At 72.0% G+C, this 26,732-nt stretch carries 21 protein-coding genes and 1 pseudogene; 13 read left to right on the top strand and 9 right to left on the bottom strand.

Annotated elements, in window-relative coordinates:
• Positions 1-12 precede the first annotated feature (12 nt).
• Positions 13-1,326, bottom strand: a complete 1,314-nt coding sequence (locus tag ACR68M_RS21400) for an acyltransferase family protein (protein ID WP_441245712.1) — start codon at positions 1,324-1,326, stop codon at positions 13-15.
• Positions 1,327-1,639: 313 nt separating this feature from the next.
• On the opposite strand from ACR68M_RS21400, the gene ACR68M_RS21395 reads away from it, so the two are divergent.
• The 3 genes from ACR68M_RS21395 to ACR68M_RS21385 all read left to right on the top strand — a co-directional run bounded on the left by ACR68M_RS21395 (position 1,640) and on the right by ACR68M_RS21385 (position 5,758).
• A complete protein-coding gene (locus ACR68M_RS21395) occupies positions 1,640-3,154 on the top strand; it encodes a glycosyltransferase family 39 protein (protein ID WP_441245711.1) in 1,515 nt (504 codons plus the stop codon).
• A gap of 181 nt (positions 3,155-3,335) precedes the next feature.
• Positions 3,336-4,517, top strand: coding sequence for an acyltransferase family protein (locus ACR68M_RS21390; protein ID WP_441245710.1), 1,182 nt, complete (start codon positions 3,336-3,338; stop codon positions 4,515-4,517).
• A gap of 80 nt (positions 4,518-4,597) precedes the next feature.
• Positions 4,598-5,758 (top strand): glycosyltransferase family 39 protein, encoded by a 1,161-nt coding sequence (locus ACR68M_RS21385; RefSeq protein WP_441245709.1) that lies wholly within the window; start codon positions 4,598-4,600, stop codon positions 5,756-5,758.
• A gap of 11 nt (positions 5,759-5,769) precedes the next feature.
• On the opposite strand, the gene ACR68M_RS21380 is transcribed toward ACR68M_RS21385, so the two are convergent.
• The 3 genes from ACR68M_RS21380 to ACR68M_RS21370 form a co-directional block, all read right to left on the bottom strand.
• Positions 5,770-8,196: a hypothetical protein gene (locus ACR68M_RS21380; RefSeq protein ID WP_441245708.1), complete on the bottom strand. Its 2,427-nt coding sequence runs from the start codon at positions 8,194-8,196 to the stop codon at positions 5,770-5,772.
• 179 nt (positions 8,197-8,375) lie between these two features.
• On the bottom strand, positions 8,376-9,071 hold the full coding sequence (locus ACR68M_RS21375; protein WP_441245707.1) for a LuxR C-terminal-related transcriptional regulator: 696 nt from the start codon (positions 9,069-9,071) through the stop codon (positions 8,376-8,378).
• Positions 9,064-10,527: a PspC domain-containing protein gene (locus tag ACR68M_RS21370; RefSeq protein WP_441245706.1), complete on the bottom strand. Its 1,464-nt coding sequence runs from the start codon at positions 10,525-10,527 to the stop codon at positions 9,064-9,066. Before ACR68M_RS21370 ends, ACR68M_RS21375 begins: the two co-directional genes overlap by 8 nt.
• A gap of 158 nt (positions 10,528-10,685) precedes the next feature.
• Here ACR68M_RS21370 and ACR68M_RS21365 point away from each other — a divergent pair, with 158 nt between their 5' ends.
• Both ACR68M_RS21365 and ACR68M_RS21360 read left to right on the top strand, forming a co-directional pair.
• Complete coding sequence (locus ACR68M_RS21365; RefSeq protein WP_441245705.1) at positions 10,686-12,173, top strand: PspC domain-containing protein; 1,488 nt, start codon at positions 10,686-10,688, stop codon at positions 12,171-12,173.
• Positions 12,170-12,370, top strand: a complete 201-nt coding sequence (locus tag ACR68M_RS21360; RefSeq protein ID WP_441245704.1) for a hypothetical protein — start codon at positions 12,170-12,172, stop codon at positions 12,368-12,370. Before ACR68M_RS21365 ends, ACR68M_RS21360 begins: the two co-directional genes overlap by 4 nt.
• Positions 12,371-12,399: 29 nt before the next feature.
• On the opposite strand, the gene ACR68M_RS21355 is transcribed toward ACR68M_RS21360, so the two are convergent.
• From ACR68M_RS21355 to guaA, 3 genes and pseudogenes are all read right to left on the bottom strand, one after another.
• On the bottom strand, positions 12,400-12,852 hold the full coding sequence (locus ACR68M_RS21355; RefSeq protein ID WP_441251671.1) for a ubiquinol-cytochrome c reductase iron-sulfur subunit: 453 nt from the start codon (positions 12,850-12,852) through the stop codon (positions 12,400-12,402).
• A 42-nt stretch (positions 12,853-12,894) separates the two neighbouring features.
• A pseudogene (locus ACR68M_RS21350) lies at positions 12,895-13,407 on the bottom strand (DoxX family membrane protein); the annotation flags it as partial.
• A gap of 161 nt (positions 13,408-13,568) precedes the next feature.
• Positions 13,569-15,149: a glutamine-hydrolyzing GMP synthase gene (guaA, locus tag ACR68M_RS21345; RefSeq protein WP_441245703.1), complete on the bottom strand. Its 1,581-nt coding sequence runs from the start codon at positions 15,147-15,149 to the stop codon at positions 13,569-13,571.
• A 995-nt stretch (positions 15,150-16,144) separates the two neighbouring features.
• Here guaA and ACR68M_RS21340 point away from each other — a divergent pair.
• From ACR68M_RS21340 to ACR68M_RS21305, 8 genes are all read left to right on the top strand, one after another.
• Positions 16,145-16,717, top strand: coding sequence for a TetR/AcrR family transcriptional regulator (locus ACR68M_RS21340; RefSeq protein ID WP_441245702.1), 573 nt, complete (start codon positions 16,145-16,147; stop codon positions 16,715-16,717).
• 108 nt (positions 16,718-16,825) lie between these two features.
• A complete protein-coding gene (locus ACR68M_RS21335) occupies positions 16,826-17,353 on the top strand; it encodes an NAD(P)H-dependent oxidoreductase (RefSeq protein WP_441245701.1) in 528 nt (175 codons plus the stop codon).
• Positions 17,354-17,435: 82 nt separating this feature from the next.
• Complete coding sequence (locus tag ACR68M_RS21330) at positions 17,436-18,851, top strand: MFS transporter (protein WP_441245700.1); 1,416 nt, start codon at positions 17,436-17,438, stop codon at positions 18,849-18,851.
• 169 nt (positions 18,852-19,020) lie between these two features.
• Positions 19,021-20,214: a ferritin-like domain-containing protein gene (locus ACR68M_RS21325; RefSeq protein WP_441245699.1), complete on the top strand. Its 1,194-nt coding sequence runs from the start codon at positions 19,021-19,023 to the stop codon at positions 20,212-20,214.
• Between the two features lie 32 nt (positions 20,215-20,246).
• Positions 20,247-20,732: a PaaI family thioesterase gene (locus tag ACR68M_RS21320; RefSeq protein WP_441245698.1), complete on the top strand. Its 486-nt coding sequence runs from the start codon at positions 20,247-20,249 to the stop codon at positions 20,730-20,732.
• A 17-nt stretch (positions 20,733-20,749) separates the two neighbouring features.
• Positions 20,750-21,007 (top strand): acyl carrier protein, encoded by a 258-nt coding sequence (locus ACR68M_RS21315; RefSeq protein WP_441245697.1) that lies wholly within the window; start codon positions 20,750-20,752, stop codon positions 21,005-21,007.
• Positions 21,004-22,656, top strand: coding sequence for an AMP-binding protein (locus ACR68M_RS21310; RefSeq protein WP_441245696.1), 1,653 nt, complete (start codon positions 21,004-21,006; stop codon positions 22,654-22,656). Before ACR68M_RS21315 ends, ACR68M_RS21310 begins: the two co-directional genes overlap by 4 nt.
• Before the next feature lie 4 nt (positions 22,657-22,660).
• Positions 22,661-23,194 (top strand): DUF6125 family protein, encoded by a 534-nt coding sequence (locus ACR68M_RS21305; RefSeq protein ID WP_441245695.1) that lies wholly within the window; start codon positions 22,661-22,663, stop codon positions 23,192-23,194.
• A 46-nt stretch (positions 23,195-23,240) separates the two neighbouring features.
• Here ACR68M_RS21305 and ACR68M_RS21300 read toward each other — a convergent pair whose 3' ends face one another.
• Both ACR68M_RS21300 and ACR68M_RS21295 read right to left on the bottom strand, forming a co-directional pair.
• Positions 23,241-25,010: a GMC family oxidoreductase N-terminal domain-containing protein gene (locus ACR68M_RS21300; protein ID WP_441245694.1), complete on the bottom strand. Its 1,770-nt coding sequence runs from the start codon at positions 25,008-25,010 to the stop codon at positions 23,241-23,243.
• 36 nt (positions 25,011-25,046) lie between these two features.
• The gene (locus ACR68M_RS21295) at positions 25,047-26,666 is read right to left on the bottom strand and encodes a succinic semialdehyde dehydrogenase (RefSeq protein ID WP_441245693.1); all 1,620 of its coding nucleotides are present in this window, start codon (positions 26,664-26,666) and stop codon (positions 25,047-25,049) included.
• Positions 26,667-26,732: the final 66 nt, after the last annotated feature.

Genomic DNA, 26,732 nt, shown 5'->3' with positions numbered 1-26,732 from the left:
TCGTCGTACAGGTCAGACCTTCGCCTCGACGGGCTCGGAGCGCTGCTGCATGCGCTTCAGCAGGCGGCGGCCCAGGTTCTGGCCGGGCAGCTCGACGAAGCGGTAGGTCAGGTAGCTGATCCCGATCACGGCGGCGAGGAAGATCCCCGCCTGGCTGAACTTGCCGATCCCGTGCGCCGGGAAGTCCGTGGCGGGGACCAGCCAGCGGACGGCCATCAGGACGGGGATGTGCACCACGTACACCGAGTAGCTGATCGCGCCGAGGAAGGTCAGCACCCGGGGGAAGCGCTTGTGCCGGGCCAGCATCGCGAGGCCGAAGGTGATCCAGGCCGCGAGGTACGGGAAGGAGAAGCCCTGCCAGGTCTCGACCCAGGACTTCCAGATGGCGGGGATGCCCCGGTTGTACATGTACCCGGCGGCGAAGCCGGCGACGATGACGAAGCCGCAGCCGAGCCAGGTCAGCACCTTGTCGGCCTGGCCCTTCTCGGCGCGGTAGATCGCGGTGCCCGCGAACATCGTGCCGAGGATGATCATGCTCTCGAAGAACATCGCGCGGGAGTTGCCGAAGATCAGCACCGCACCGAGCCCGCCGAGCAGCACCGCACCGAACTTGGTCGCCGCCGGACGGCCGGTCATGATGCAGACCAGGCCCATCCCCATGATCAGCGCGGCGGACATCACGGCGTGCAGCGTGGAGCCCTTGTCGTGGGTGATCATCTGGCTCGGGACGGCCGCCCCGAGCAGCAGGCAGAGGGCGCCGAAGCCGATCGAGATCTCGCTGCTCTTCCGGTGCCAGCCCGCCACGAAGAGGGCGGAGACGAAGAAGTAGAAGACCATCTCGTACGAGAGCGTCCAGAGCACCCCGAGCCCGTTCGGGATGTTGAGCAGGTCCTGCAGCAGCGTCAGGTTGGCGACCGTCGCGCGGACCGGCTGCTCGATGTCGCCCTGGACGGGCACGGCGGAGAACTTCTGCGGCAGGACGAGCAGCGCGATCGTGACCACGACCAGCAGCAGCGGGTAGATCCGGAAGAACCGGCCGACCCAGAAGCCCCGCACGTCGCCCCGGCGTTCCAGCGAGGCCGGGATGATGTACCCGCTGACCAGGAAGAAGACCATGACGGCGTAGATGCCGAGGTCGAAGTGCTTCCCGAAGTACGCGCCGCCGGGTATCAGCGCCAGCAACCCGAAGTGGTGGACCGCGACGAGCAGCGCCGCCACACCCCGGATGGCGTCGAGCCATCCCATCCGGCCGGCGGACCTGGCGACGACTGGCTTCTGCGCTGTGCCGCCGGAGGTCTCGGTCGGCTGCTGTTCTATTACGGTCACAGGGAGGGAGGCTAGCCGAACAAGCCGCCGGGGCGGTATTGCCGCTGCCCTGCGCCCCTGACTGTTCGGGCACGTCCGGCGGATGGTGCAACCGAACGCGGCCCGGGTGCGTGAGTAGCTACGGGCGGCCCGATCGGCACCCCGGCCATTCATGTGGCGCTGGTACCGTTCTTCGGGGGGTTCCGGGCCGAACGAACGGCCTGCCGGCACGGTGCTGTGCCGGTCTCGTGCCACTGCGGCCGACCGCCCCTCCCTCACCTGTCGCGTCCCGTACCGCTCCGCCGCGACCGAACCGAACGGAAGGTCCGCCGCGATGCGTACCAGTACGGCGAGAGCCGTCGAGTCGGCTGCTGACGCGCCGATACCCGACGCCCTGGGGAGGGCTCGCCGCCTGTCCGCCGTCGTCACACGCCTCTACTGGCTGTGGCCGGCCCTGCTGATGCTGGGCCTCGGCGGCTACCACATCGGCCGCGTCGCCCTCTGGCGGGACGAGCTCGCCACCTGGGGTGCGATCAACCGCAGCCCCGGCGATCTCGTCACGATGCTGCACAACATCGACGCCTCCACCGGCCTCTACTACCTCATCGAGCAGTTCTGGGTGTCCCTGTTCGGGCACTCCCTGCTCGCCCTCCGTCTCCCGTCGGTGCTGGCGATGGTCGGGGCCACCGTCTTCGTCGCACTGGCCGGCCGGAAGCTCTTCGGCCGCACCACCGGCCTGGTCGCCGGTGTGGTCTTCGCGACCATCCCGGCCGTCTCCCGCTATGCGCAGGAGGCCCGCGGGTACGCCTTCGCGATCCTCGGCGTGGCCGCGGCGACCTGGCTGCTGCTGCGCGCGCTGGAGCGGCCGACCGCGCTGCGCTGGACCGCGTACGGCTGCTGCATCCCGCTGACCGGCTACTTCCACCTGGTGGCGCTGACCTACCTGAGCGCCCACGCCGTCATCGTCGGCATGCGCTGGTGGCACCGGCGGGAACGCGCGCTGCCGGTCGGCTTCGTGCTCGCCGCCGTGGTCGGCGTGCTGCCGGTGCTGCCGGTCATGCAGCTCGGCCAGAAGCAGGCGGGTGTCCAACTGGGCTGGCTGGACTCGCCGAGCGTGCAGTACATCGGGGAGGTCTTCTGGCGCGGGCTGTTCGGCTCGTCCTGGGTCAGCTACGCCTTCCTCGCGCTCGCCGTGCTGCCGCTGGCCTGGCCGAGCCGCCGCCGGGTCGCCTTCGAGGTCGGGGTGATGGCGATCCTGCCGATCGCCCTGGTGTGGCTCATCTCGCAGAGCTCCTCGCACTACTTCTTCGACCGCTACCTGCTGTTCACGCTGCCCGCCTGGGCCCTGCTCGCCGCCAACGTCCTGACCTCGCTGCGGCCCAAGGCGCTCGGCGCGGTGAGCCTGGCCGTTCTGATCCTGCTCGGCGCACCCGAGCAGCGGCAGATGCGCCATGCGCTGTCCCGCGAGAACTGGGACGCCAAGGGCGTCGCCGCCGTCATCGCGCAGGGCTACCGGCCGGGCGACGGCCTGCTCCCGGCCCGCTCGCCCTGGGAGTTCCAGATCGACACGGCGGTCGGCTACTACCTCCCCGACAGCGTCCACCTCAAGGACGTCACCATGACGGGCAGTTCGGCCGAGATCGGCCAGCTCCACCCGAAGCGCTGCACCAACGAGGCCGGGTGCGTCATCGACACCCCCCGGGTGTGGCTCGTCACCGCCGGCGCTCCGCAGGACATCCAGACCAACGTCGACCTGACCGCAGGCGAGAAGAAGGCTCTGCAGCAGTACAAGCAGGTCGGCCAGCACACCAGCGACAGGATGACCGTCACCCTGCTCGAACGGCGCTGACCGGCACCGACCAGCACTGACCACTGCTCACCGACCGGCACCGGGGGCCGGTGGCCGACGACTCGGCCACCGGCCTGATAATCCTCCTGAACCATCGGTACTGTGTCCGAGTCCCACCGGGGCGTCGCTCGCGGTACCCCGCGCGGGGGGCAGCCTCCGCCTCCGGATCTGAGAGTCATAGATGTCCTCCATAACGACGGCGTCGGTAGCGCCGGACGCCACCGGCCACGTGACGGCCCCCGCTCCGCAGACGCCACCCCCGGTCGTGAAGCGCCCGCGGCTCTACGTACTCGACGGCCTGCGGCTGCTCGCCGCCCTCGGCGTCGTCCTCTGGCACTGGGTCGGCGTCGAGCGCTTCCCCGACGTCTGGCACGGCCTGCCCAGCCAGCTGATGCCCTTCGTGCACAAGATCGGCGAGTACAGCTGGACCGGCGTCGAACTGTTCTTCCTGATCAGCGGCTTCGTCATCTGCATGTCCTGCTGGGACCGGAAGGTCAGCGACTTCCTGACCTCCCGGGTGGTGCGGCTCTTCCCCGCGTACTGGGTCTCCGTCCTGCTCACCACGGTCGTGCTGCTGATCGTCCCGACCATCTGGGGCGACAACCTCAACCGGCCGACCCCGAGCCGCATCCTCTCCAACCTGAGCATGGCCAACGCGCCGCTCGGCGTGGACAACATGGACCCGGTCTACTGGACGCTCTGGGCCGAGATGCGCTTCTACGTGCTCTTCGGCTGCCTGGTCGCGTTCGGTCTGACCTACCGCCGGGTGCTGGCCTTCTGCGGCATCTGGGCCTTCGCCACCCTGCTCGCCGGCCAGGCCAACTTCCCGCTGCTCAGCGCGATCGTGCAGCCGGTCTACGCCTGGTACTTCATCGGCGGCATCGTGATCTACCTGATGTACCGTTTCGGCCCGAACCTGTTGCTCTGGGGCCTGCTCGGCTTCTGCTGGCTGATCGCCCAGGACCAGATCCGCGGCGTCATCCCCGGCTACGGCTGGGGCGCCCACCAGACGCTCTCCTGGTCCGTCGTGGTCGCCTGCACCACGCTCTACTTCGGCCTGGTCACGGCTGCGGCACTCGGCGCCTTCAACTGGATCCGCTGGAAGTGGCTCACCGTCGCCGGCGCCCTGACCTACCCGCTCTACCTGCTGCACCAGCAGATCGGGTGGCAGCTCATCACCCGCGTCCGCCGCTACCTCGCGCCGTACCCGACGCTCCTGGTGGTGACCGCCACCATGCTGCTCGCCGCCTGGCTGGTGCACCGCCTCGTCGAGCGCCCGCTCGCGCCGCTGATGAAGCGGCACCTGGACAAGGCCTTCACCCAGGTCCGCGCCGCCGCCCAGGAGAAGACCCCCCGCCGCTAGGGGCGGAGCGCCGCTGACCGCCGTCAGCGCAGGTTGACGCCCCGTTTGCCCTCCCGGGGCGACGGCGGTGTGATGGCCGGGTGCCCACCGCGCTCGCCACCCGCCGCCCGTCGCCCCGGCCCTGCCGAGGTGCCCTCCCCCCGGCCGCGGCGGCAGTGCTCGGCTACGCCGCCACCCGCGCCGTCGGCGTCCTGCTCCTCGTCGCCTGGGGCGCCCACCGCGGCAGCTCCGGCCTCTACCGGCTGAGCACCCTGTGGGACGCGTACTGGTACCAGGACATCGCCGTCCACGGCTACGCCGGCTCGACTCCCGTACCGGGCCCGCACGGGCCGTACGAGGTGTACGCGTTCTTCCCGGTCTACCCACTGCTGATCAGGCTGACCGCCTGGCTGCTCCCGATCGGCGTCAACTACGCCGCGCTGCTCGTCGCCTGGGCCGCCTCACTCGCCGCAGCCTGGGGCATCTTCGCCCTCGCCGACCACCTCTACGGGCGGCGGGCCGGCATCCTCGCCGCCGTCCTCTGGGGCGTCGTCCCGTACGCCGTGGTGGAGAGCGCGGCCTACTCCGAGCTGGTCTTCACCGCCTTCGCCACCTGGGCCGTGCACGCCGCCGTCACCCGGCACTGGCTCCGCGCCGGCGCCCTCAGCCTGCTGGCCGGCCTGAGCCGCCCCACCGGCGTCGCCGTCGCCGCAGCCGTCGCGGGCGCCGCCCTCTGGGAGTTGCTGCGCCACCGCGCCGACTGGCGCGCGGCCGCCGGGGCCGCCCTCGCCCCGCTCGGCTTCCTCGGCTTCCTCGGCTGGGTCGGCCTCCAGAAAGGCCGCTGGGACGGCTACTTCCGGGTCCAGGACGCCTGGAAGACCACGTTCGACTACGGTCGCCAGACCTTCTACGCCCTGCGCGACCTGCTCACCCGCCCCGACAACGTCCTGCTCGCCGACGTCGTCGTCGCAGCCGTCCTGCTCGCCGCCGTCCTGCTGCTGGCCGTCTCCGTCACCCAGCGCCAGCCACCCGTCCTGCTGCTCTACAGCACCGCCATGCTGACGCTCGCCCTCGGCGACGCGGCCTACTTCGACTCCCGCGCCCGCTTCCTGCTCCCCGCCGTCGGCCTGCTGCTCCCGCTCGCCACCGGCCTGGCCCGCATCCGCAGCCGCACCACCCTGGCCCTGGTCCTGACCACGGCGGCGCTCTGCTCGGCCGCCTACGGCGGGTACGTCGTCTTCGTCTACCCGGACGCGCCGTGACCAGGCATGACCTATCCGGCGGCCCGGTGCCGTGCGGGAAGCGGAGCTTCGACGCCGGTCTTCCACAGCTCGGGCAGCACCCAGCTGCCCTGGTGAGCCCAGGTGCGCAGCTCGTACACCGCCTCGTGACCGTTGTCGTACACCGGCTTGACGAGCTCGTCGAGCAGCGGTGACTCGACGCCCGCGCGGCGCTCCAGCACCAGGTAGCGGACGTGGTGCTTGTCGCGGAGCTCGGCGAGGATCTCGGGAGTGGGCGAGTAGAACGCGGCGTCGTTGAGCTCCAGCAGCGGCTGATCCCAGAACGGACCGACGCCGTTGCCGCCGCCGGAGGCCATCTCGCGCGGCGCGAAGCCCCAGCCCTCGATCAGGACGGACCGCTCGGAGAACGCGCTCAGGGTGAATACCCGGCTGTCGTAGGACGTGCCGGGCAGGTAGTGCTCGTTGGTCGCGATGACGTCCGTCGGGGCGGAGTGGCTGCGGACCCAACGCGCCGCCTCCACCCGGGACTTCTGCAGCTCGGGCGCACCCCACACCGACGGCGACCACCCCGGGTCGAACATGTCCAGCATCAGCGTCGGCGCCCCGGCCGTCAGCGCGGCGGTGAGCAGCACGATGCCGCCACGACCGCGCAGCCCGGCCCAGGATCGGCCCAGGCCCCACCAGAGCAGCCCGCCCAGCGCGGCGATCAGCAGCAGTGCCGCTGCCGCCACCAGCATCGGGACCAGGCCCGCGTATGCGACCTTGGGCTTGTCCGGGTCGATGCCGAAGAGGCCGAGGGCGAAACGGCGCCAGCCGTCTGCGCCCGTCCGGATGCCATAGGTGAGCAGCCCGACGAAGACCGCGGTGGCGACGGCGAGCAGGGTCTTGCCCCGCCTGCTCAGGGCCGCCCGCTCGAAGGCCTCGCAGTATCCCCAGGCTGACAGCAGCGCGCCGAAGGCCAGCCCTGCGTGGGTGAAGTAGGAGGCGTTCCAGCCGTTCATGAGCAGGTAGGCGGTCGGCCCTGCGACAGCCCCGCCGAGCAGGATCCACTGCACGGGCTGGAGGTTGAGGCGGCTGCGCCAGAGCAGCGGCAGCGCGCCGACCACCCGCAGCTGGGTGCAGAGCAGGAAGGCCGCCCAGACCCCGGCGACGACGACCGCCTGTGAGGCGGAGGAGCGCGGGTGCGCCGGGTCGACGGCCCAGTTCCCCTCGATGTTCGAGAGCGGCAGGATCTCCAGGCCGTAGGTCATGAACCGGAAGATCACGGCGGTGGAGAAGACCTGGGCAGCGCCGAGGATCCCGCCGAGGCCGACGACGGCCCAGGGGATGCGCCGGGTGGTGACCAGCACGACGAATCCGGCGAGGGCGAGCCCCGCGAGTGTGACCGGCAGGGAGGTCGCCTTGGCCGCGCTGGAGGCCACGGCGAACAGCGCCACCAGGACGAAGAGCCCGGGGCCCCAGGCGGGCACGCTGTCGTCCTCCCGGCGGCGGACGAGACCTTCGCCGACGGCGGCGATCAGCGCGAACAGCAGCGGCCAGCTGTACGTCATCGAGACGCTGGCCCAGGACATCAGCGGCACCTGGGAGGAGCCGAACGGCGCGGTGTCGACCATCCGCACCACGTTGAACTCGCCGATCGCGAAGACCAGCAGCGCGGCGACCACGCCGACCCACGGGCGGCGGGCGAGCCGCCAGCCGACGACGGCCATGACGACCATCGCGAGCGCGCAGAGCGCCGGGATCATCAGCCGCATCTGCACGACCGGCAGGTCGATGTGCCCGACCATGCTGGTCATCGCCTCGTGGACGAAGGCGAACCAGTGGTAGTAGAGCGGCTCGCCCGCCGCCTGCGGGAGCGTCAGCGGGAAGGTGTGCTTGGCGTTGGCCGCCAGCGAGAGCTGGTAGGGCAGGTCCATGAACTGCGTCGAGCTCTCGCTCGTCGGCAGGATCGGGTTGCGCCGCAGGTACACGCCGTACAGGAAGACGGTGGTGACGGCGACCGTCCCGGCCACCGCCCAGGACCAGCCCAGCGAGGGGGTGGAGCGGTAGTCGCGGGGTCGCCAGTGCCTGCGCAGCCGGGGCACGGCGGCGAACGGGACGACGACGGCGAGCGGCCAGAGCGTGGCGGCCGACTGGATGCCGAGCGGCATCAGGACGGCCCAGGCGGCGAGTTCCAGCACCAGGCCGGTGACGGCGCCGAGCGCGAGGTCCTCGACCAGGGTGTGCGGGGTGCAGCGGAGCGAGCGGAACACCAGCGTGCCGGGGAGCAGGACGCCCCAGACCGCGTAGAAGCCGTACTTGGCGATGTCGAGCGGCGCGGTGTCGGTGGCCAGCAGCAACGCGACGGCGAGGAGCAGGGCCGTGGCCGCCGGGAGCCAGCGCACGACGGCGGGCGGGGCGGGCGCGGCCGAGGGTATGACGGGCGCGACGGTCGGCATGGTGCGGTCGGTGAGGCCCATCGGTCTGCTTCTTCTCCCACGAAAGTCGGCAAAGGCGGCAGGACCGTGAGACCCCACGCGACAGGGGTGCTCCGCCCCCAGGGGAGTCGACACCTACAAGCTCCCCGGCGCACCCGGCTCAGAACCCGGGCGCGCCGTCAGGCTATCAGGCACCCGGTTGACCCCCGGGCGGTGCGGCGTCAGACCAGGCGGCGGGCAGTGGCCCAGCGGGTCAGCTCGTGGCGGTTGCTGAGCTGGAGCTTGCGCAGGACGGCGGAGACGTGGCTCTCGACCGTCTTGACGGAGATGAAGAGCTGCTTGGCGATCTCCTTGTAGGCGTACCCACGGGCGATCAGGCGGAGCACCTCGCGCTCGCGCTGGGTGAGGCGGTCGAGGTCCTCGTCGACGGGCGGGGTGTCGGTGGCGGCGAAGGCGTCGAGGACGAAGCCGGCCAGGCGCGGGGAGAAGACGGCGTCGCCGTCGGAGATCCGGAAGATGGCGTTGACGAGGTCGGTGCCGGTGATGGTCTTGGTGACGTAGCCGCGCGCGCCGCCCCGGATCACCCCGATGACGTCCTCGGCGGCGTCGGAGACGGAGAGCGCGAGGAACCGCACGCCCGCCGGGTCGGACATCAGCGGGGCCGAGCGCCGCAGCACCTCGACGCCACCGCCGCCGGGCAGGTGGACGTCGAGCAGGACGACGTCGGGCCGGGTCTCGGCGACGACCTGGACGGCTGACTCGACGTCATCCGCCTCGCCCACCACGTCGATCCCGGTGATCTCGGTGCGCCCGATCTCGGCCCGGACTCCGGTGCGGAACATCCGGTGGTCGTCGACCAGGACGACCCGCGCCGTACGGTCCGGCCCGCTCTCGGCGGGTGCAGCAGGCTCAGTCATTCGCTCTCTCCATCTCCAGCTCGACCTCCGTGCCGCCGTCCGGCGCGGGCCGCACCCTCGCGGTGCCGCCGTTGCGCTTCATCCGGCCGATGATCGACTCCCGTACGCCCATCCGGTCCTCGGGCACGCTGTCCGGGTCGAAGCCGGGGCCGTGGTCGCGGACGAACACCGACACCGTCCGCCCCTCCACCTCTGCGTACACCTGGACCGGTCCTGGCCCACCGTACTTGGCCGCGTTGACCATTGCCTCCCTCGCGGCCTGCATCTGGGCCGAGATCCGGTCGTCCATCGGGCAGTCGCCGACGCAGACCAGCTCGACCGGCACCCCGTGCAGGTCCTCGACCTCGGCGACGACGGAGCGGATACGCTCGGCGAGGGTGTCCGGGGCGGCCTCGGCGGCGGCCTCGGGGCGGTAGAGCCAGAGGCGCAGTTCGCGCTCCTGGGCGCGGGCGAGGCGCAGCACCTCCTTGGCGTCGTCGGCGTTGCGCTGGATCAGCGTCAGGGTGTGCAGCACCGAGTCGTGGACGTGGGCGGCGATCTCGGCACGCTCCTGGGCGCGGATGCGGGCCGTCCGCTCGGCGCCGAGGTCCTGCCACATCCGCAGCGCGTACGGGCCGACGAGCACCAGCACGCCCGCGAGCACGGCGAGCGCGGCCTCGATCACCGAGGACCAGGTCGAGCCGGTGCCCTGGAGGACGAGGAAGCCGACGATGCCCGCGGCGACGAGCAGCACGCCCGCGCCGACCCTGGTGTACGCGGCGCGGCGCTTCGTCCCCTCCTCCAGGCCGAACCAGCGCTGCCAGCGCGAGTCGTCGGCCTGCCGCCAGACCAGTGCGACGCCGACGCCGACGGTGAGCAGCGGCCAGACGTACGGCTTGGCGGTCTGGATGTGCAGGGCGCTGAGCAGCGCCATGATGCCGACGACGAGGGCGAGCAGGGCCGCGATCTGGCCGAGCCCGGAGCCGCCGCCCTCCTTCACGACGGAGCCGCCGACGCCCTGCGGCGCGGCCGCACCCGGCGAGGTACCCGGCAGGGTGGCCGTCATGGTGGCCGGCTCGCCGTGGAAGGTCCGCTGGAGGAGTTCGCGGAGCCGGTCGAGCCCGCGCCGCTCCCCCTTGCGCAGCTGCCCGAACTCCGCGCCCCCGGTGTCGCCCCGGACGAACGTGCCGTTGACGTACCGCCACTGCTGCCCGCCGCCGAGGGCGGGCTCGCCGATGCCGATCGGCACCACGAACCAGAACGCGGCGTACAGCAGCCCGCCTATCCCCTGCGCGAAGAAGAGCAGGACGAAGGCGGCCCGCACCCAGGTCACGGGCAGCCCGAGGTGGACGGCCAGCCCGTGCGCGACGCCGCCCAGCATCCGCCCGTGCGGGCTGCGGTAGAGCCTGCGGTAGGGCGGGCGGCCCTGGTCGGCGGAGGCCGGTTCGGCCGACGGGCCGTCAGGTGCGGGGGTCATGGGGTCTGGTCCGGGTGCTGCCACGCCCCGATGGTCACACGTACGCGGGCCGCCGCGCATCAGGGTGCGCCCCCGAGCTGTGTCTCAGGGTCGGTTCAGGGTCCGTCCCGGGCCCCGGGAGCTTGGGCGGGGCCGGTCCCAAGCAGCAGGATGGGGGCATGACGGACGACCACTTCGCAGACGCCGACCCGGCCGGGCCCTCCGCCCCGGCGGGCCGCCCGCCCCTCACCCGCAGCGAGCAGCACCGGGTGGTGGCCGGGGTGTGCGGCGGTCTCGGGCGTCACCTGGACATCGACCCGGTGGTCTTCCGCGTCGTCACGGCCGTGCTCTGCCTCTCCGGCGGGCTCGGCCTCTTCCTGTACGGCCTGGGCTGGCTGATCGTGCCGCGCGAGCCGGCCGAGGGCCGGGCCGGGCGGACGGAGCTGCAGCGGGTGCTGACCGGGCGGGTGGACGGTCAGTCGATCGGTGCGGTGCTGCTGACGGTGATCGGCATGGGGGTGTTCTTCTCCTCGATGGACGACGGCGGGCAGATGTTCCCGCTGCTGCTGCTCGGCGGCCTGGTCTTCCTCGCCGTCCGGTACGACCCCGAGCGTCGCCGCCGGGTGCACGGCTTCCGGCGCCACCGGCCGGGCGGCCCGTACGACCGGCTGACGGAGGACGGCCAGGCCGGCCACGACTGGCCGGCCTGGAAGGAGCAGTTCGCCCGCGACATGAAGACCGAGTGGGAGGGCGCGATGACACACGTGCACGAGCACATGCGCCGCCACGGGACCGGCCCGGAGGCGGACCACCCGGCGGACCATCCGGCGGACACCCCGCCGGTCGGCGCGTCCGGCTACCTCTGGGATCCGCGCCACCCCGAGCGCAACCCGTACGCGGGCCCGACCCCGCCGCCGCCGGGCGCGGCCGCCCAGCCCTGGTGGCAGCGCACCGACCTGCCCGAGGGCGACCCGCTGCGCAAGCCCGGCCCGGCCGCCGCAGAGTCGGTGACGGAGTTCGCGCCGACGCCGGTCGCCCGGGTGCGGCGCCACCGCTCCTTCCTCGGGCCGCTGGGTCTGCTGCTGGCGGCGGGCGCGGGCACGCTGGCCTGGGCGGTGACCTCCCCGCTCGGCAGTGTGCGGATCAGCACGGTGCTGGCGGCGGCGCTGCTGGGGCTGGCGGTGCCGCTGCTGGTCGGCGCGAAGTTCGGCCGGGCGCGCGGGCTGACGGTGCCGGCGGTGGCGCTGACCCTGGCGCTGGCCGGGACGGCCGGGTCGGTCGTCTCGCACGCGACGATCAGCAGCGCGGTCGGTGACCGCTCCTGGGCACCGGCCTCGGTGAGCCAGTTGCAGAGCGAGTACAACCTCGGCGTGGGCGATCTCCGGCTCGACCTCAGCACGCTGGACCCGGCGGGGGCGACGCTGCCCACGACCGTCCGGCTGGGCATCGGCGACGCCCGGGTGACCCTCCCGGCGGATGTGGACGTCCACCTGACGGTGCACAACCCGATCGGCGACGTCCACGTGCCCCAGAACCAGTGGGCCTCCGGGGTGGACACCAACCGGGAGTACCAGCTGCACCCGGTGAACGGTCAGCAGTCCAAGGGCACGATCGACCTGACCGTGACCGTCGGCATCGGCAACGTACGGGTGGAGCAGGCGTCATGAGGAAGCACCGACTGGATCTCTTCTCGCTCGTTGCGGGCGTCCTGTTCACCGGGCTGGCGGTGCTCTTCCTGGTCGCCTCGCTCGACGACTTCACCGTCAACGGCCGGATCGTCGTCCCGGTGACCTTCATCGTCCTCGGGACGGCCGGCCTGGCGGGCGCGCTGCTCGCGATGGCCCGCCGGGGCCGTAGCGACTGAGCCCGGTCGGACGTCAGGCGAGCGGGCCGTCAGGCGAGCGGGCCGAGGTCCAGCCGGTCGCCGTCCTTGGTGACGGTGTACTTGGGCAGCGGCTTGGTCGCGGGGCCGTTGATCACGGCGCCGGTCGACGCGTCGAAGCGGGAGCCGTGGCAGGGGCAGTAGAGCTGGCCGCCCTTGGGGGCGTCGACGGCGCAGCCGGAGTGGGTGCAGACGGAGGAGAGGCCGCAGTACTGGCCGGCCTTGGGCTGCAGGATGTAGACGGTGTCACCGGAGGACGGGTCCTTGACCGGCGCGGAGCCGCCGACCGGCACGGCGGAGGCGGCGACGGAGACCTTCGTGCCACCGCTGCCGGTGGCCGGGGCGGGGGCGGCGGAGGGCGCGGTGGTGGCGGCGGGCTTCTTGGACCGCCCGAAGGTCGCCGTCAGCGAACCGGCCAGCAGCCCGGCGCCGCCGAGGGCGACGGCCGCGATGCCGCCGTCCATCACCGCCCGGCGCCGGATGCCGTGCTCGGTGACGCCCCGGGCGCGGTCGCGCCCGGCCCGGCGGGCGAGGTAGCCGTCGACCGAGAGGTACGGCGTCCCGGCCAGCACCAGCGGCGTCCAGGCCATCAGGTAGGCGAGGTCGTTGCCGAGGTAGTAGGGGCTGACGTTCCAGCTGATGGTCAGCCAGAGGCTGAGGTTGATCAGTGCGCCGCCGGTGGCGGCGATCCGGCCCCAGAGGCCGAAGAGCGTGCCGAGGCCGACGGCCAGCTCGCCGAAGGCGATGGTCAGGGCGAAGAGCGTCGGGTTGTCGAGGGCCGGGCCGAGGGCCCAGCCGATCGGGCTGTGCGGCTTGACGGCCTGGGTCTGGGAGTAGAAGGAGGCCGGGTCCGAGGCGCCGGCCAGGAAGTGCGCGTCGGAGAGCTTGTCGAAGGCGGCGTAGACGAACGTCAGCCCGAGGAAGAGCCGCAGCGGCAGCAGCGCGTACCGGGTGGCCGTCTCACGCAGTGCACCCAGGCCCGCTCGGGTCTGCTCCGGTTCCTCGTGCCCCGCCGTCATGCCGTCCCCTTTGCTCACGGCCCGTCATCCGCTGACAGGTCCGGTCCGATTCTGCCCGGTCCGCGGTGTAATCCGTGCTCACGGCCGCCGTGGCGACGACCGCGCCGCCGCCCCCAAGGAGTACGGGAGCGGCGGCGCGGTCGTTCAACGAGCGGTGGGGACTACTCCCACTCGATGGTGCCCGGCGGCTTGCTGGTGCAGTCGAGCACCACGCGGTTGACGTCGGGGACCTCGTTGGTGATGCGGGTGGAGATCTTGGCCAGCACCTCGTACGGCAGGCGCGACCAGTCGGCCGTCATGGCGTCCTCGGAGGAGACCGGGCGCAGCACGATCGGGTGGCCGTAGGTGCGGCCGTCGCCCTGGACGCCGACGCTGCGGACGTCGGCGAGCAGCACGACCGGGCACTGCCAGATCTCCCGGTCGAGGCCGGCCAGCGTCAGTTCCTCGCGGGCGATGGCGTCGGCCTCGCGGAGCAGGTCGAGCCGCTCCTTGGTGACCTCGCCGACGATCCGGATGCCCAGGCCGGGGCCGGGGAAGGGCTGCCGCTGGACGATCTCCTCCGGGAGCCCGAGCTCCTGGCCGACCATCCGGACCTCGTCCTTGAACAGCTTGCGCAGCGGCTCGACGAGCTCGAACTCGATGTCGTCGGGCAGGCCGCCGACGTTGTGGTGCGACTTGATGTTGGCGGTGCCGGTGCCGCCGCCGGACTCCACCACGTCCGGATACAGGGTGCCCTGCACCAGGAAGCCGACGGCCGGGCCCTCGTCCGCGATGATCTCGGCCTGGGCCTGCTCGAAGACGCGGATGAACTCGCGACCGATGATCTTGCGCTTCGTCTCGGGGTCGGAGACCCCGGCCAGCGCGGTCAGGAAGCGCTCCTCGGCGTCCACGACCTTGAGCTTGACGCCGGTCGCGGCGACGAAGTCCTTCTCGACCTGCTCGGTCTCGCCCTTGCGCATCAGACCGTGGTCGACGTAGACGCAGGTCAGCTGGTCGCCGATGGCCTTGGCCACCAGCGCCGCCGCGACGGCCGAGTCGACGCCGCCGGAGAGGCCACAGATGGCGCGCTTGTCGCCGACCTGCTCCTTGATCAGCGCGACCTGCTCGTCGACGACGTTGACGGTCGTCCAGGTCGGGGCGAGGCCGGCGCCGCGGTAGAGGAAGTGCTCCAGGATCTGCTGGCCGTGCGTGGAGTGCAGCACCTCGGGGTGGTACTGGACGCCGTAGAGCCTCGCCTCGTCGTTCTCGAACGCGGCGACGGGCACCACGTCGGTGGCGGCGGTGACGGTGAAGCCCTCCGGCGCGGCGGAGCAGGCGTCGCCGTGCGACATCCACACCGACTGCTCGGCGGGGGTGCCCTCGAAGAGGGTCGAGCCGTTCCTGCCGACGTGCAGCGCGGTGCGGCCGTACTCGCGGGCGCCGGAGTTGTCGACGGTACCGCCGAGGGTGATGGCCATCAGCTGGAAGCCGTAGCACATGCCGAAGACCGGCACACCGGCCTCGAAGATCGCGCGGTCCAGGCGCGGCGCGCCCTCCTCGTAGACCGAGGACGGACCACCGGAGAGGATGATCGCCTTCGGGTTCTTGGCGAGCATCTCGGCGACCGGCATGGAGCTCGGCACGATCTCGCTGTAGACCCGAGCCTCACGCACCCGGCGGGCGATGAGCTGGGCGTACTGGGCACCGAAGTCGACGACGAGGACGGTGTCGAGGGCGGAGTGGTCGGGGGTAGCAGAGGTCACGGACGGCCTTCCGGCAGCGATTCGGGAGGTGTCGCGCGCAGCGGGCCCTGGGGAGGCCGACGGCGGGTGACGGGTGGGGGTGTCAGCTCCGATTCTACCGGGCGACCTGACGAGCCCCGGTTCGCCCACTGGACACCGTGCGGCTTCACCCGCATGCTGCACGGCCGCACCCGTGACCGAGCCGCTCCGCCCGGCGTTGTTCCGGGCGGACCGTACGGACGCGTCGCACCTCCCAGGTGCGGGCCGTGGACGCACCGGCTCCGAAAACCACGCGTGGACATCTCGTCAGTCCACCGGCGCGCGTGGCGCTGCTGCCCCCGGCCCCGCCGGGTGCGGCCCGCCGTGGGACCGCGCGCGGGTGCATGCGGCCGGCAAGCAGGGGACAGCGGACCCGGCCGCGGCTGAAGCGAAGTGGAAGTGGAAGGTGTGGCCGCCGCCTGCCGGGGACGCCCGGCGATCGGCGGTCGCACCGACCATGCCCGCTCGCTACTACCCATGCCCGCCCACTACTACGGAGCGTAGTCGGTACGGCCGTGCCGGTGCGTCCACGAAGTGCGGCGGGTCATGGTACGGCAGTCCGGCCGACAGAAATTGGACTGTGCCGAACTGCGTCGAATCGGTTGCACAGCAAGGGTTCCGTCCATCACGATGCTGGTTGTAGGGGGTTGTTGGACCCTCGACCGAGACGCCCGAGCGAGCCGACGGTGACAACGGTTATCACCTCACGCTCCGTGAACGGCCGCCCGCGAACGCCGCGGCGCCCACCGGCCCACCCCCGCCGGTCCGGGTGCGCGGCCCCAGACCACTCCGACGAGACGGCGCTCATCCCCCGGCGCCGTCGCCCCAGCACCGGCGCAGCCCTGACGCCGCGTGCTGAGCGACAAAGGGCCCCGTTTCCCCCGGCGGGGCCCTTTGCCCTGCTTGAAACAGACAGACCTGTCTGTTAACTTCTTCTTCGACGGAGCCAGCAGAAGGCCGGCCGGGAGGGGAGAGCAGTGAGCACACCGAAGCGCCTCCCCGCCCGGGAGCGGATCCTCGACACCGCCTGCGAGCTGTTCTCCGCCCACGGCATCCGTGCGGTGGGCGTCGACCGGGTGATCGCCGAGTCCGGGGTCGCCAAGGCGACGCTGTACTCGCACTTCGCCTGCAAGGAGCGGCTGGTCGCGGAGTACCTGCTCCGCTCCGACCGGAACTGGCGCGGCAAGCTGCGCTCGGCCGCCCTGGCCGCCGGGCCGGACCCGCGCGACCAGCTGGTCGGCGCCTTCGACGCACTCACCGCCGCCTACGAGGAGCACGGCTTCCGAGGCTGCAGCTTCATCAACGCGGCCGCCGAGTGCGAGCCGGGCACCGAGCCGCAGGCGATCGCGGCCACCCACAAGGAGACCGTCCGCAGCTGGCTCCAGGGGCTGGCCACCGTGGCCGGCGCCGCCGACCCGGCGCTGCTCGCCCGCCAGCTCACGCTGCTGATCGACGGCGCACTCTCGGCCGACCACCTCGAACAGTCCGGGCAGGCCGCTGCTGCGGCCAGGAGTGCGGCCGCCGCGCTCGTCGAGCAGTCCTGTCCGTAGCACCGCAACCGCCTGACCTCCCGCCCGAATCCCCCGGCCCCGCAGGCCGGGGTTTCGCAGGCCCATTCCAGACAGACCTTTCTGTCTAGTCACTCTCAGGAGACCACCATGCGCACCCTCGTCCTGCTCGCCCACCCCTCCTACGCCGGCTCGCGCGGCAACCGCACCCTCACCGAGGCCGTCCGCGACCTGCCCGACGTCACCGTGCACGACCTCTACGCCACCTACCCCGACCAGCGCCTCGACGTCGGCCGCGAACAGCGCCTGGCCGAGGAGCACGATCGGATCGTGCTGCAGTTCCCGCTCTACTGGTTCTCCACCCCCGGCCTGCTCAAGCAGTGGCAGGACGAGGTGATCCTGCACGGCTGGGGCTACGGTCCGGGCGGCGAGGCGCTGCAGGGCAAGACCCTCCAGGTCGTCGTCACCACCGGCGGCGGCTCCGAGCACTACGGCCCCGAGGGCAAGAACCTGCGCACCGTCGGGGAGCTGCTGGTACCGCTCGCCACCATGGCCGCCTTCACGGGCATGGAGTACGCCGAACCGCTGGTCGTGCACGCCGTCGAGTTGAGCAGCGACGAGGACCTCGCGCTCGCCGCGAAGCAGTACCGCGAGCTGCTCGGCGCCCGCCGCGTCTGAATGTCATCTTCCGTTTCCAGTAAGCAAATTGACTTCAGGAAAGCCTTGTTAGCAACTCTGCCGCCTGGTTACGGTGGCGCCCATGGTCAACCCGCGCAAGGCACGGATCGTCCTGGCGATCCTCTCGCTGGCAGCCTTCATGGCCGGTCTCGATCTCTTCATCGTCAACGTCGCGTTCGCCGATATCGGCCGTGAGTTCGAGCAGTCGTCCCTGTCGGACCTTTCGTGGGTGCTCAACGCCTATGCGATCGTCTTCGCCGCCCTGCTCGTGCCCCTGGGGCGGCTGGCCGACCGTTTCGGCCGCAAGAACGGCTTCCTCTACGGCGTCGCCCTGTTCACGCTGGCCTCCGGGGCCTGCGCGGCGGCGGACACGCTCTGGCAGCTGGTGCTCTTCCGGGTGCTCCAGGCCGTCGGCGCGGCCGCGCTGACCCCGGCCAGCCTCGGGCTGCTGCTCTCGGTCTTCCCGCCCGAGAAGCGGGCGGGTGCCGTACGGATCTGGTCGGCGGCCGCCGCGCTGGCGGCCGCCGCCGGGCCGGTGTTCGGCGGGCTGCTGGTCAGCGCGTCCTGGCGCTGGGTCTTCCTGGTCAACCTCCCGATCGGCGTCCTCGCCCTGGTCGCGGCCTGGAAGCTGGTGCCGGACTCCCGCGACGAGGCGGTCACCAGGACACCCGACCTGGTCGGCGCCGGTCTGCTGACCGCCGCCATCGGCCTGCTGGCCCTCGGGCTGGTCAAGGTCAACGACTGGCCCGGCGGCCGCACCACGCTCGTCCTGGTGGGCGCTGCCCTCGGGGTGGTGGCGTTCTGGCTGCGCTCGCGCCGCCACGAGTCACCCGTGGTCGAACCCGCACTGCTGCGGCTGCGGGAGTTCAGCTGGGCCAACGTCGCGGTGCTGGCCTTCAGCGCCGGCTTCGCCGCGAACCTGCTCAGCGCCATCCTGTGGATGCAGAACGTCTGGCACTACTCCGCTCTGCGCACCGGCCTCGCGGTGGCCCCCGGCCCGCTGCTGGTGCCTGTCGCGGCGCTCCTGGCAGGCAGGTTCGCCCAGCGCGTGCCGGTCGGCCGGATCGCCGCAGTCGGCTGTCTGCTCTGCGGCGCCGGCGCCCTGGCGATGTCCCTGATGGTGGGCCAACAGCCGCACTATGCAGCCGAGTTGCTGCCGGGCTGGCTGGTCGGCGGCGTGGGCGTCGGGCTGGCCCTGCCGACCATCCTGTCCACCGCTGCCGCCGGGCTCCCGGAGCAGCGCTTCTCCACCGGCAGCGCGGTCGTCAACATGAGCCGTCAGATCGGCAGCGTGCTCGGCATCAGCCTGCTGGTCGCCGTCATGGGCACCCCCCGCACGTACGACGACGCGCACCACGCCTACCTCGACACCTGTATCGCCGTCGGCCTGTTCATGCTGCTGGGCGCCGCACCTGCGCTCGGCATGAGCCCCCGCCCGACGCCGCCCGCCCCCGGCGCGCCCGTCGCCGCCAGTGCCACGGGCCAGTCCGTCAAGTAACCGCTGCACAGCATTCTCTGACGCACCAGCACCGACGCACCGACAGCACAGCACCACGGCACCTCCATGCCTGGCGTACCGGTCGCCCCGCACGGCACCGACGAGCGGCCAGGCCGTCACGGGCGGTTCCCGCCTGCGGCAACACCCTTCACGTGGAGAGGACTCACCCATGAGCAACGTGCGCGTCGCCTTCGTCGACTGCCTGCCGGGAGCCACCCTGGCGGAGCAGATCTCGCTGGCCCGGTTCGGCGAGATCGCCGTCGACCGCGTCCAGCCCGGCGCCTTCGAGAAGTACCTGCACGAGCTGGCCCCCGACGCCGAGCTGGCCGTGGTCTTCGCGGGCCACCAGGGCAGCGGGCAGCCGGAGCTCGTCCGCAGCCTGCGCGCCGACAGCGCCCACGCCAAGACCCGCGCGTACGTCGTCGGCCCGAGCGCCGACGGGCCGGTGCCGTCCTGGGCGGAGGCCCTGGACGTCGAGGACCTCGTCGCGCCCGCCGCCTTCGACGGCTACGGCCTCACCGACCGGCTCGACATCGGTCTGCGCGCGTACCACTCGCTGGCCCAGGACCAGCTGTACACCGACTTCTACCTGGACATGACCTACAACAAGATCTTCGACTGGTTCGAGACCACCCGGTGGGACTGGAAGGAGATCGACTTCGAGAACCTCGACGCCGGTCTGCTCGCCGAGGACGAGATCGACTACCTCACCGAGGCCGCCATCATCGAGTTCGGCACCCTGCCGGGCGCGCACAACTTCCTCCGCGAGTGGGAGGGCGAGACCAGCTTCTCGTCCTGGGCGCTGATGTGGGGCGCCGAGGAGGCCCGGCACTCGCTCGTGCAGGCCCGCTACCTGGACCGGATCGGCGTCAAGATCCGCTCCAAGCACGCCCTCTACAAGCGCGAGCCGTACCCGATGGGCTCCACCCAGGCAGGCACGCTGATGATGAACATCATCTCCGAGGCCCGCGCCGCCGAGCTCTACCAGCGGCTCGCCGCCGACACCAAGGAGCCGGTGATCAAGCGGATCTGGAAGCTCCTCGGCCGCGACGAGTCCCGGCACGCCCGCGCGTTCTACGTGTTCAGCCAGGAGCTGTGCGACGGCCGCACCGAGAACCAGATCGAGGCCCTCAAGATGGCCTACGTCTGGCTCGCCGACCGCAGCGAGGGCCTCAAGCACCCGGCCGGGCACTTCTACCCGCACTCCACCTCCGCCAAGGGCATCCGGCGGATCGAGACCATCCAGGCCGGCGCCACCGACGCCGCCGACGCCAAGGTGCTGGCGATGGTCCGCCGGCTCGCCGAGGACGACTCGATCGAGAACTCCCGGGACATCAAGCGCAAGCTGCGCTCGCTCGTCTGACCACGCCCGCACCGACCAGGAGGAGGCGGGCCGTGCCCGAGTCCCTGACCGCCGAGACGGTCTCCAACTGCTTCGGCTGCGCACCGAAGAATCCGATCGGCCTGCGGCTGGAGATCGAGGCCCACGGCGACGGCTACCGCGCGGACGTCACCCTCGGGGCCGACTACGAGTCGTTCCCCGGCGTCGTGCACGGGGGCATCGTCGCCACCCTGCTGGACGAGCTGCTGGCCCAGGCGGTCTACCGCTCGGGCCGCACCTCGGCCTTCACGGCGGGCCTGCGCATCCGCTACGCCCAGCCGATGCGCACCGACACCGCGTACCGCGTCAGCGCGGAGACCACCACCCGGGCGGACGACTCGGTGCGCGCCACCGGCCGGATCGAACTCGCCGACGGCGGCGGCCTGGTGGCCGTCGCCGACGGCACCTTCTTCCTGCTCACCGACCAGGTGCTGGCCGCCTCGGCCGACCGGCTGCCGGACGGCCTGGCCGAGGCCCTGCGCAGCTCCAACCAACCGTAACCACTGGGGGAGAATCCATGGACACCAACCAGCAGATCACCGCGATCATCGCCGAGGAGCTCAAGGTCCCGGCCGAGGAGATCGGCGCCGACGACCACTTCCGTTCGCTGCCCGGCGTCGACTCGATGCGCGTGCTGCAGATCATCCTGAAGACGGAGAAGGCCTTCGACATCGAGATCGAGGCCGACGTGACCTTCCGCATCCAGACCGTCGGCGAGTTCCAGCAGCTCGTCGCGGAGCTCACCCTCGACCGCGAGGGCGCAGCCACCTCATGAGTCTGACCGACGCGCTGCGGTCCGTGGCCGACCGCGGGACCGGACGCGCTCTCCGCCTGTTCCGCGGCGGCAAGGAGACCGAGCGGGTCGGCTTCGACGAACTCCACGCGGACGCGGGCCGACTGGCCTGCGGGCTGCTGGAGCGCGGGGTCGGGCGGGGGGAGCGGGTGGGCATCGCCCTGCCGACCTCGCCCGACTTCGCCCGCGCCTTCTTCGGCGTGCTCGCGGCCGGCGCCGTCCCGGTGCCGGTGCCGCCGCCCGTGCGCTTCGCGCCGCTGGAGGTCTACGCGCAGCGGATCGGGCTGGCGATGCGGCAGTCCCGGGTCGAGCGGGTGCTCACCGACGGCGTGCTGGCCGGGCTGCTCGCCCCGCTGCTGCCGGAGACCGGCGGGCGGTTCACCGTGCTCGACACGGCCGCCTGCGCGGGCAGTTCGGCGGTCTGGACGGAGGTCGGCGACGACGAGCCGGCCCTCGTCCAGTACACCTCCGGCACCAGCTCGGCCCCCAAGGGCGTGATCCTCAGCCACGCCAACCTGCTCGCCAACATCGAGGCCATCACCAAGGGCCTCGGCGTCACCGAGCAGGACGTCAGCGGCAGTTGGCTCCCGCTCTTCCACGACATGGGCCTGATCGGGATGTTCCTGACGCCGGTGCTGAACAACGTCGAGACCTTCCTTCAGTCGCCCGAGGACTTCCTCCGCGACCCGGGCCGCTGGCTGCGGATCATCAGCGACCACGGCGTCACCATCAGCACCGCCCCCAACTCCGGCTACCTGCAAGCCCTCAACCGGACCGCCCACGAGCAGGTCGCCGCGTTCGACCTGTCCCGCTGGCGGCTCGCGCTCAACGGCGCCGAAGCCGTCGACACCGGCCTGCTGCGCCGCTTCTCGGCCCACTTCGCCCCGGCCGGGTTCCGCGCCGAGGCGTTCCTGCCGGTCTACGGCCTGGCCGAGGGCTCGCTCGCGGTGACCTTCCCGCCCGTCGGCCGGCCCGTCCGCACCCTCCGGGTGGAGCGCGAGCCGCTGGCCGAGGGCGTCGTCACGGTGAGCCCCGCCCCGGACGGCACCCGGGAGTTGGCCGCCCTCGGCACGCCCGTCACCGGCACCGAGCTGCGCCTGGTCACCGCCGACGGCGACCCGCTCGCCGCCGAGCCCGCCGTCGGCGGCATCCAGATCCGCGGCGAGTCGGTGACCCGGGGCTACGAGGACGGCTCCACCGCCGGGGCCGACGGCTGGGTCGACACCGGCGACCTCGGCTTCCGCCACGAGGGTGAACTCTTCGTCGTCGGGCGGACGAAGGAGATGGTCATCGTCTTCGGCCGGAACTACTACGCCGCCGACATCGAGGCCCTCGCCGCCGCCTGCCCCGGCGCCGAACCCGAGGGGGTGCTGGCTGCCGGAATACCCTTCGAGGACGGAGAAGGGTTGGTACTGTTCGTCGAGACCCGGGAGACCTCCCCCGACGCCCGCAACACCCTTGCCGCACAGGTCCGTTACGCCGTGTCGAGCACCCTCGGCGTCTCCCCCCGGGCCGTCCTGCTGACGCGCCGGGGCCGCCTGCCCCGGACGTCGAGCGGCAAGCTCCGGCGGCACGGGTACGAGGCCCTGTACGAGCAGTACGCAGCATCCTCCCAGCCGACCACGGAGTGAGCAGATGAGCGAAGAGCGCGTCCCCTCGACGGAGTTGACCGCCATCCAGCGGGAGGAGCTGCTGCGGCGCTCCTGGATGGCCACCGACGGCCTCTGGTTCTACCAGACCGCGATGGCCAAGGGCGTCGACGGGGCCAACGAGGCCAACATCCAGGTGGTCCGCGAGTTCGGCCGCCAGGAGATGGTCCGGCTGATGCGCTCGCTCGGCATCGAGAAGGTCGAGACCTTCGAGCAGTACCAGGAGCTCTACCACTCGGCCGTCGAGCTCTACCTCGGCTCGCTCTTCACCGCCGAGGACACTTTCGAGGGCACCACCCACACCATGGACGTCAGCGCCTGCTTCGCCCACAAGGGCGTCGAGCGCGCGGGCATCGCCAAGGAGTACCACTGCGGCCCCGGCGAGCGCCTCACCGGCTGGCTCCAGGCCATGGACCTCCCGGCAGCGCTCCAGCCCGGCGTCGGCCTCTGCCAGAAGGCCCAGAGCGGCTCCTGCAGCTACCTGCTCCAGATCGAGCTGCCGCCGCGCGCTGACGCGTAGTCCCCGGGGCGCGGGCAGAGCCCCGCGCCCCTGAAGGCCCGCTGCGTCAACTGCGCTTCGGCGGGACCTTCGGGACCGGCAGCAGGAGCTCCGCGAAAGCCCCTGCCGGGACGGCCGGGTGGGCCGGGGCGACGGCCGGGACGGGGCGGTAGGGCTCGTGCTGGGCCGGCCTCGGGTCGGCGCTGCCCTTGTTGGGCCACATCGACATCGCGCGTTCCGCCTGCGCGGTGATGGTCAGGGACGGGTTGACGCCGAGGTTGGCGGAGATGGTCGAGCCGTCCACCACGCTGATCCCGGGGTAGCCGTAGAGGCGCTGGTACGGGTCGACGACGCCGTTCTCGCGGCTGTCGGCGATCGGGCAGCCGCCGATGAAGTGCGCGGTCATCGGGATGTCGAAGATCTCCCCCACCGTGCTGCCGGGGAAGCCGTTGATCTCCGCCGCCAGCGCCCTCGCGCCCTCCTCCGCCGCCGGGATCCAGGTCGGGTTCGGTGCGCCGTGCCCCTGACTGGACGTCAGCTTGCCCTTCCCCGGGCCGGACTTCTTCAGCGAGACGGTGATCGAGTTGTCCAGCGACTGCATCACCAGCCCGATGATGGTCTTCTCCGACCACCGGTGCTGGTTCATCGACTGGGCGAAGATCACCGGGTGCCGCGCGGCGGTGACGGCGTACCGCAGCCAGCGCGGCCCCCGCCCGACGCCGGGCACCTGCTGCACGCTGAGCGCACCCATCGCGTTCGAGCCCTTGCCGTAACGGACCGGCTCGATGTGGGTGTTGGCGTCGGGGTGGATGGACGAGGTGATCGCCACCCCCTTGCTGAAGTCGACCCTCCCGCCGTACCGCCGGTCGGTGGTCGAAGCCCCCACCAGCGCCTCTGAGTTCGTCCGGGTCAGCTCGCCGAGCTTCGCCGAGACGGCGGGCAGCTGGCCGCCGTCCCGCATCCGGTGCAGCAGCGTCTGGGTGCCGTACGTCCCGGCCGCGACCACCACCCTGGCGGCGGTGATCGTCCGCGCGCCCGCCTTCGCCCGGTCCGTGGAGCGGGAGTTGGTGCGCCGCACGTCGACGGCGAAGCCGCCGCCCGCCGGGCGGATCCGCGCCACCGTGGTCATGGGGTGGATCTCGGCGCCGTTCTTCTCGGCGAGGAAGAGGTAGTTCTCGGTCAGCGTGTTCTTGGCGCCGTGCCGGCAGCCCGTCATGCACTCGCCGCACTCGGTGCAGGCCCGGCGGCTCGGGCCCTCGCCGCCGAAGTACGGGTCCGGCGCCTCGGTGCCGGGCGCGGCCTTCGCCGCGCCGTCCGCGTCGTTCCCGTCGCCGAAGAAGACGCCGACGGGGGCCAGGTGGAAGGTGTCCCCGACGCCCATCTTCTCGGCGGCCGCTTTGAGATGGACGTCGGAGGGCGTCATGGTCGGGTTGGTCCGCACCCCGAGCATCCGCTGCGCCTGGTCGTAGAACGGCGCCAACTCCGCTTCCCAGTCGGTGATGTGCTGCCACTGGCGGTCATCGAAGAACGCCTTCGGCGGCACGTACAGGGTGTTGGCGTAGTTCAGCGAGCCGCCGCCGACGCCGGCCCCGCCGAGCACCAGGACGTTGGCCAGCAGGTGGATGCGCTGGATGCCGTAGAGGCCGAGCGCGGGCGCCCAGAGGTAGTTGCCGACGTCCCAGGAGGTCTTCGGCAGCTCCTCCCGGGTGAACCGGCGGCCCGCCTCCAGGACGGCGACCTTGTACCCCTTCTCGGTCAGCCGCAGCGCCGAGACCGAACCGCCGAAGCCCGAGCCGACCACGACCACGTCGTAGTCGAAAACTTCCTCGCCTGCCATCTGCCGCTGCTCCTTCGAAGAACCGTACGGTGGGACCTACTTGAGCCCGAACGCCTTCATCGCCTTCAGCCCGGCCGTGAACAGCGCGGCGAACTTCTCGTCGGTCATCCCCATCGAGGGGCCGATCGGCAGCAGCTTCTGGGTCGCGACGGTCTGCGCCTCGGTGTAGCGGAGGATGCCCTCCGAGCCGTGCCGACGGCCGAGCCCGGAGTCGCCCATGCCGCCCATCGGCGAGGCGACCGAGCCGTAGGCCGCCGCGTACGCCTCGTTGACGTTGACGGTGCCCGTGCGCAGCTGCGCGGCGACGGCCCGGCCCCGGCGCAGGTCCTTCGTCCAGACGCTGGAGTTCAGGCCGTACGAGGTCGAGTTGGCGGCGGCGACGGCCTCCGCCTCGGTGTCGAAGCGGTAGATCGAGACGACCGGGCCGAAGGTCTCCTCGGCGCACACGGACATCTCGGGGGTGACGCCGTCCAGGATGGTCGGCTCGAAGAACAGCGGGCCGAGCTCGGGGCGGGCCTGGCCGCCGGCGAGCACGGTGGCACCGGCCTTGACGGCGTCCTCGACGTGCCGGGTGACGACCTCCAGCTGCCGGTCGGAGACCAGCGAGCCCATGTCGGCGCCGTAGGCGAGGCCGCCGCCGAGCCGCAGCGCGGCGGTGCGGGCGGCGAAGCGGGCGAGGAAGGCGTCGGCGACGGAGCGGTGCACGAAGAGCCGCTCGATCGAGATGCAGAGCTGCCCGGCGGAGGAGAAGCAGGCCCGGACGGCGCCTTCGGCGGCCTTGTCGAGGTCGGCGTCGGCGAGCACCAGCAGGGCGTTCTTGCCGCCGAGTTCGAGCGAGGCGCCGACCAGGCGGGCGGCGGCCTTCTGGGCCACCTCGCGGCCGGTGCGGGTGGAGCCGGTGAAGGAGACGTAGTCGGCCTGGTCGACGACCAGCGGGCCGACGACGGGGCCGTCGCCGATCACGATCTGCCAGAGGTCGGCGGGCAGGCCCGCCTCGATCAGCAGCTCGCGGGCCCACAGAGCGGTGAGCGCGGTCTGGGTGTCGGGCTTGTTGACGACGGCGTTCCCGGCGACGAAGGCGGGCAGGGCGTCGCCGACGGAGAGTTCGAGCGGGTAGTTCCACGGCGAGATCTGACCGATCACGCCCTTGGGGCGGCGGGCCTCGATCGCGTGGGTGAGGCCAGGCACGGCGCCGGAGCGGCGGCGGTCGCGCAGGTAGCCGGAGGCCTTGCGCCCGTAGTGCCGGGCGGCCATCGCGGAGGCGAGCACCTCCTCGAAGGCGTGCAGCCGGGCCTTGCCGGTCTCGGCCTGGATGAGGTCGAGCACCTCGTCCTGCCGCTTGAGCAGAAGGTCGTGGAAGCGGAGCAGCACGGCGCCCCGGCGGCGGACGGGCAGCGCGGCCCAGGTCTGCTGGGCGCGGCGGGCCCGCTCGTACGCGGCGGCGACGTCGGCGGGGCCGGACAGCGGCAGGGTGGCGAGCCGCTCACCGGTGAGCGGGGCGGTGGTGTGCACCTGCTCGGCGTCGGCACTCGCGGTGACGCCCTTGGCCAGCCGGGCGACGAGCGCCGCCGGTACGGCCGAGGCGACGGTACGGGCTGCGCCGGGGGCAGCCGGGTTGCGCGTGGTGGAGGTGCGGTCTGCCGTGGTGTCCGTCATGACGCGCAGCCTAGGCGCTCGGGGGCGACTTCGGTACCCGTCGGTAACAGGAAACAGTCTGTGCCA

Source organism: Kitasatospora sp. McL0602 (assembly GCF_052076145.1).
Classification (GTDB): domain Bacteria; phylum Actinomycetota; class Actinomycetes; order Streptomycetales; family Streptomycetaceae; genus Kitasatospora.
This window is presented reverse-complemented; position numbering and strand designations above follow the sequence as displayed.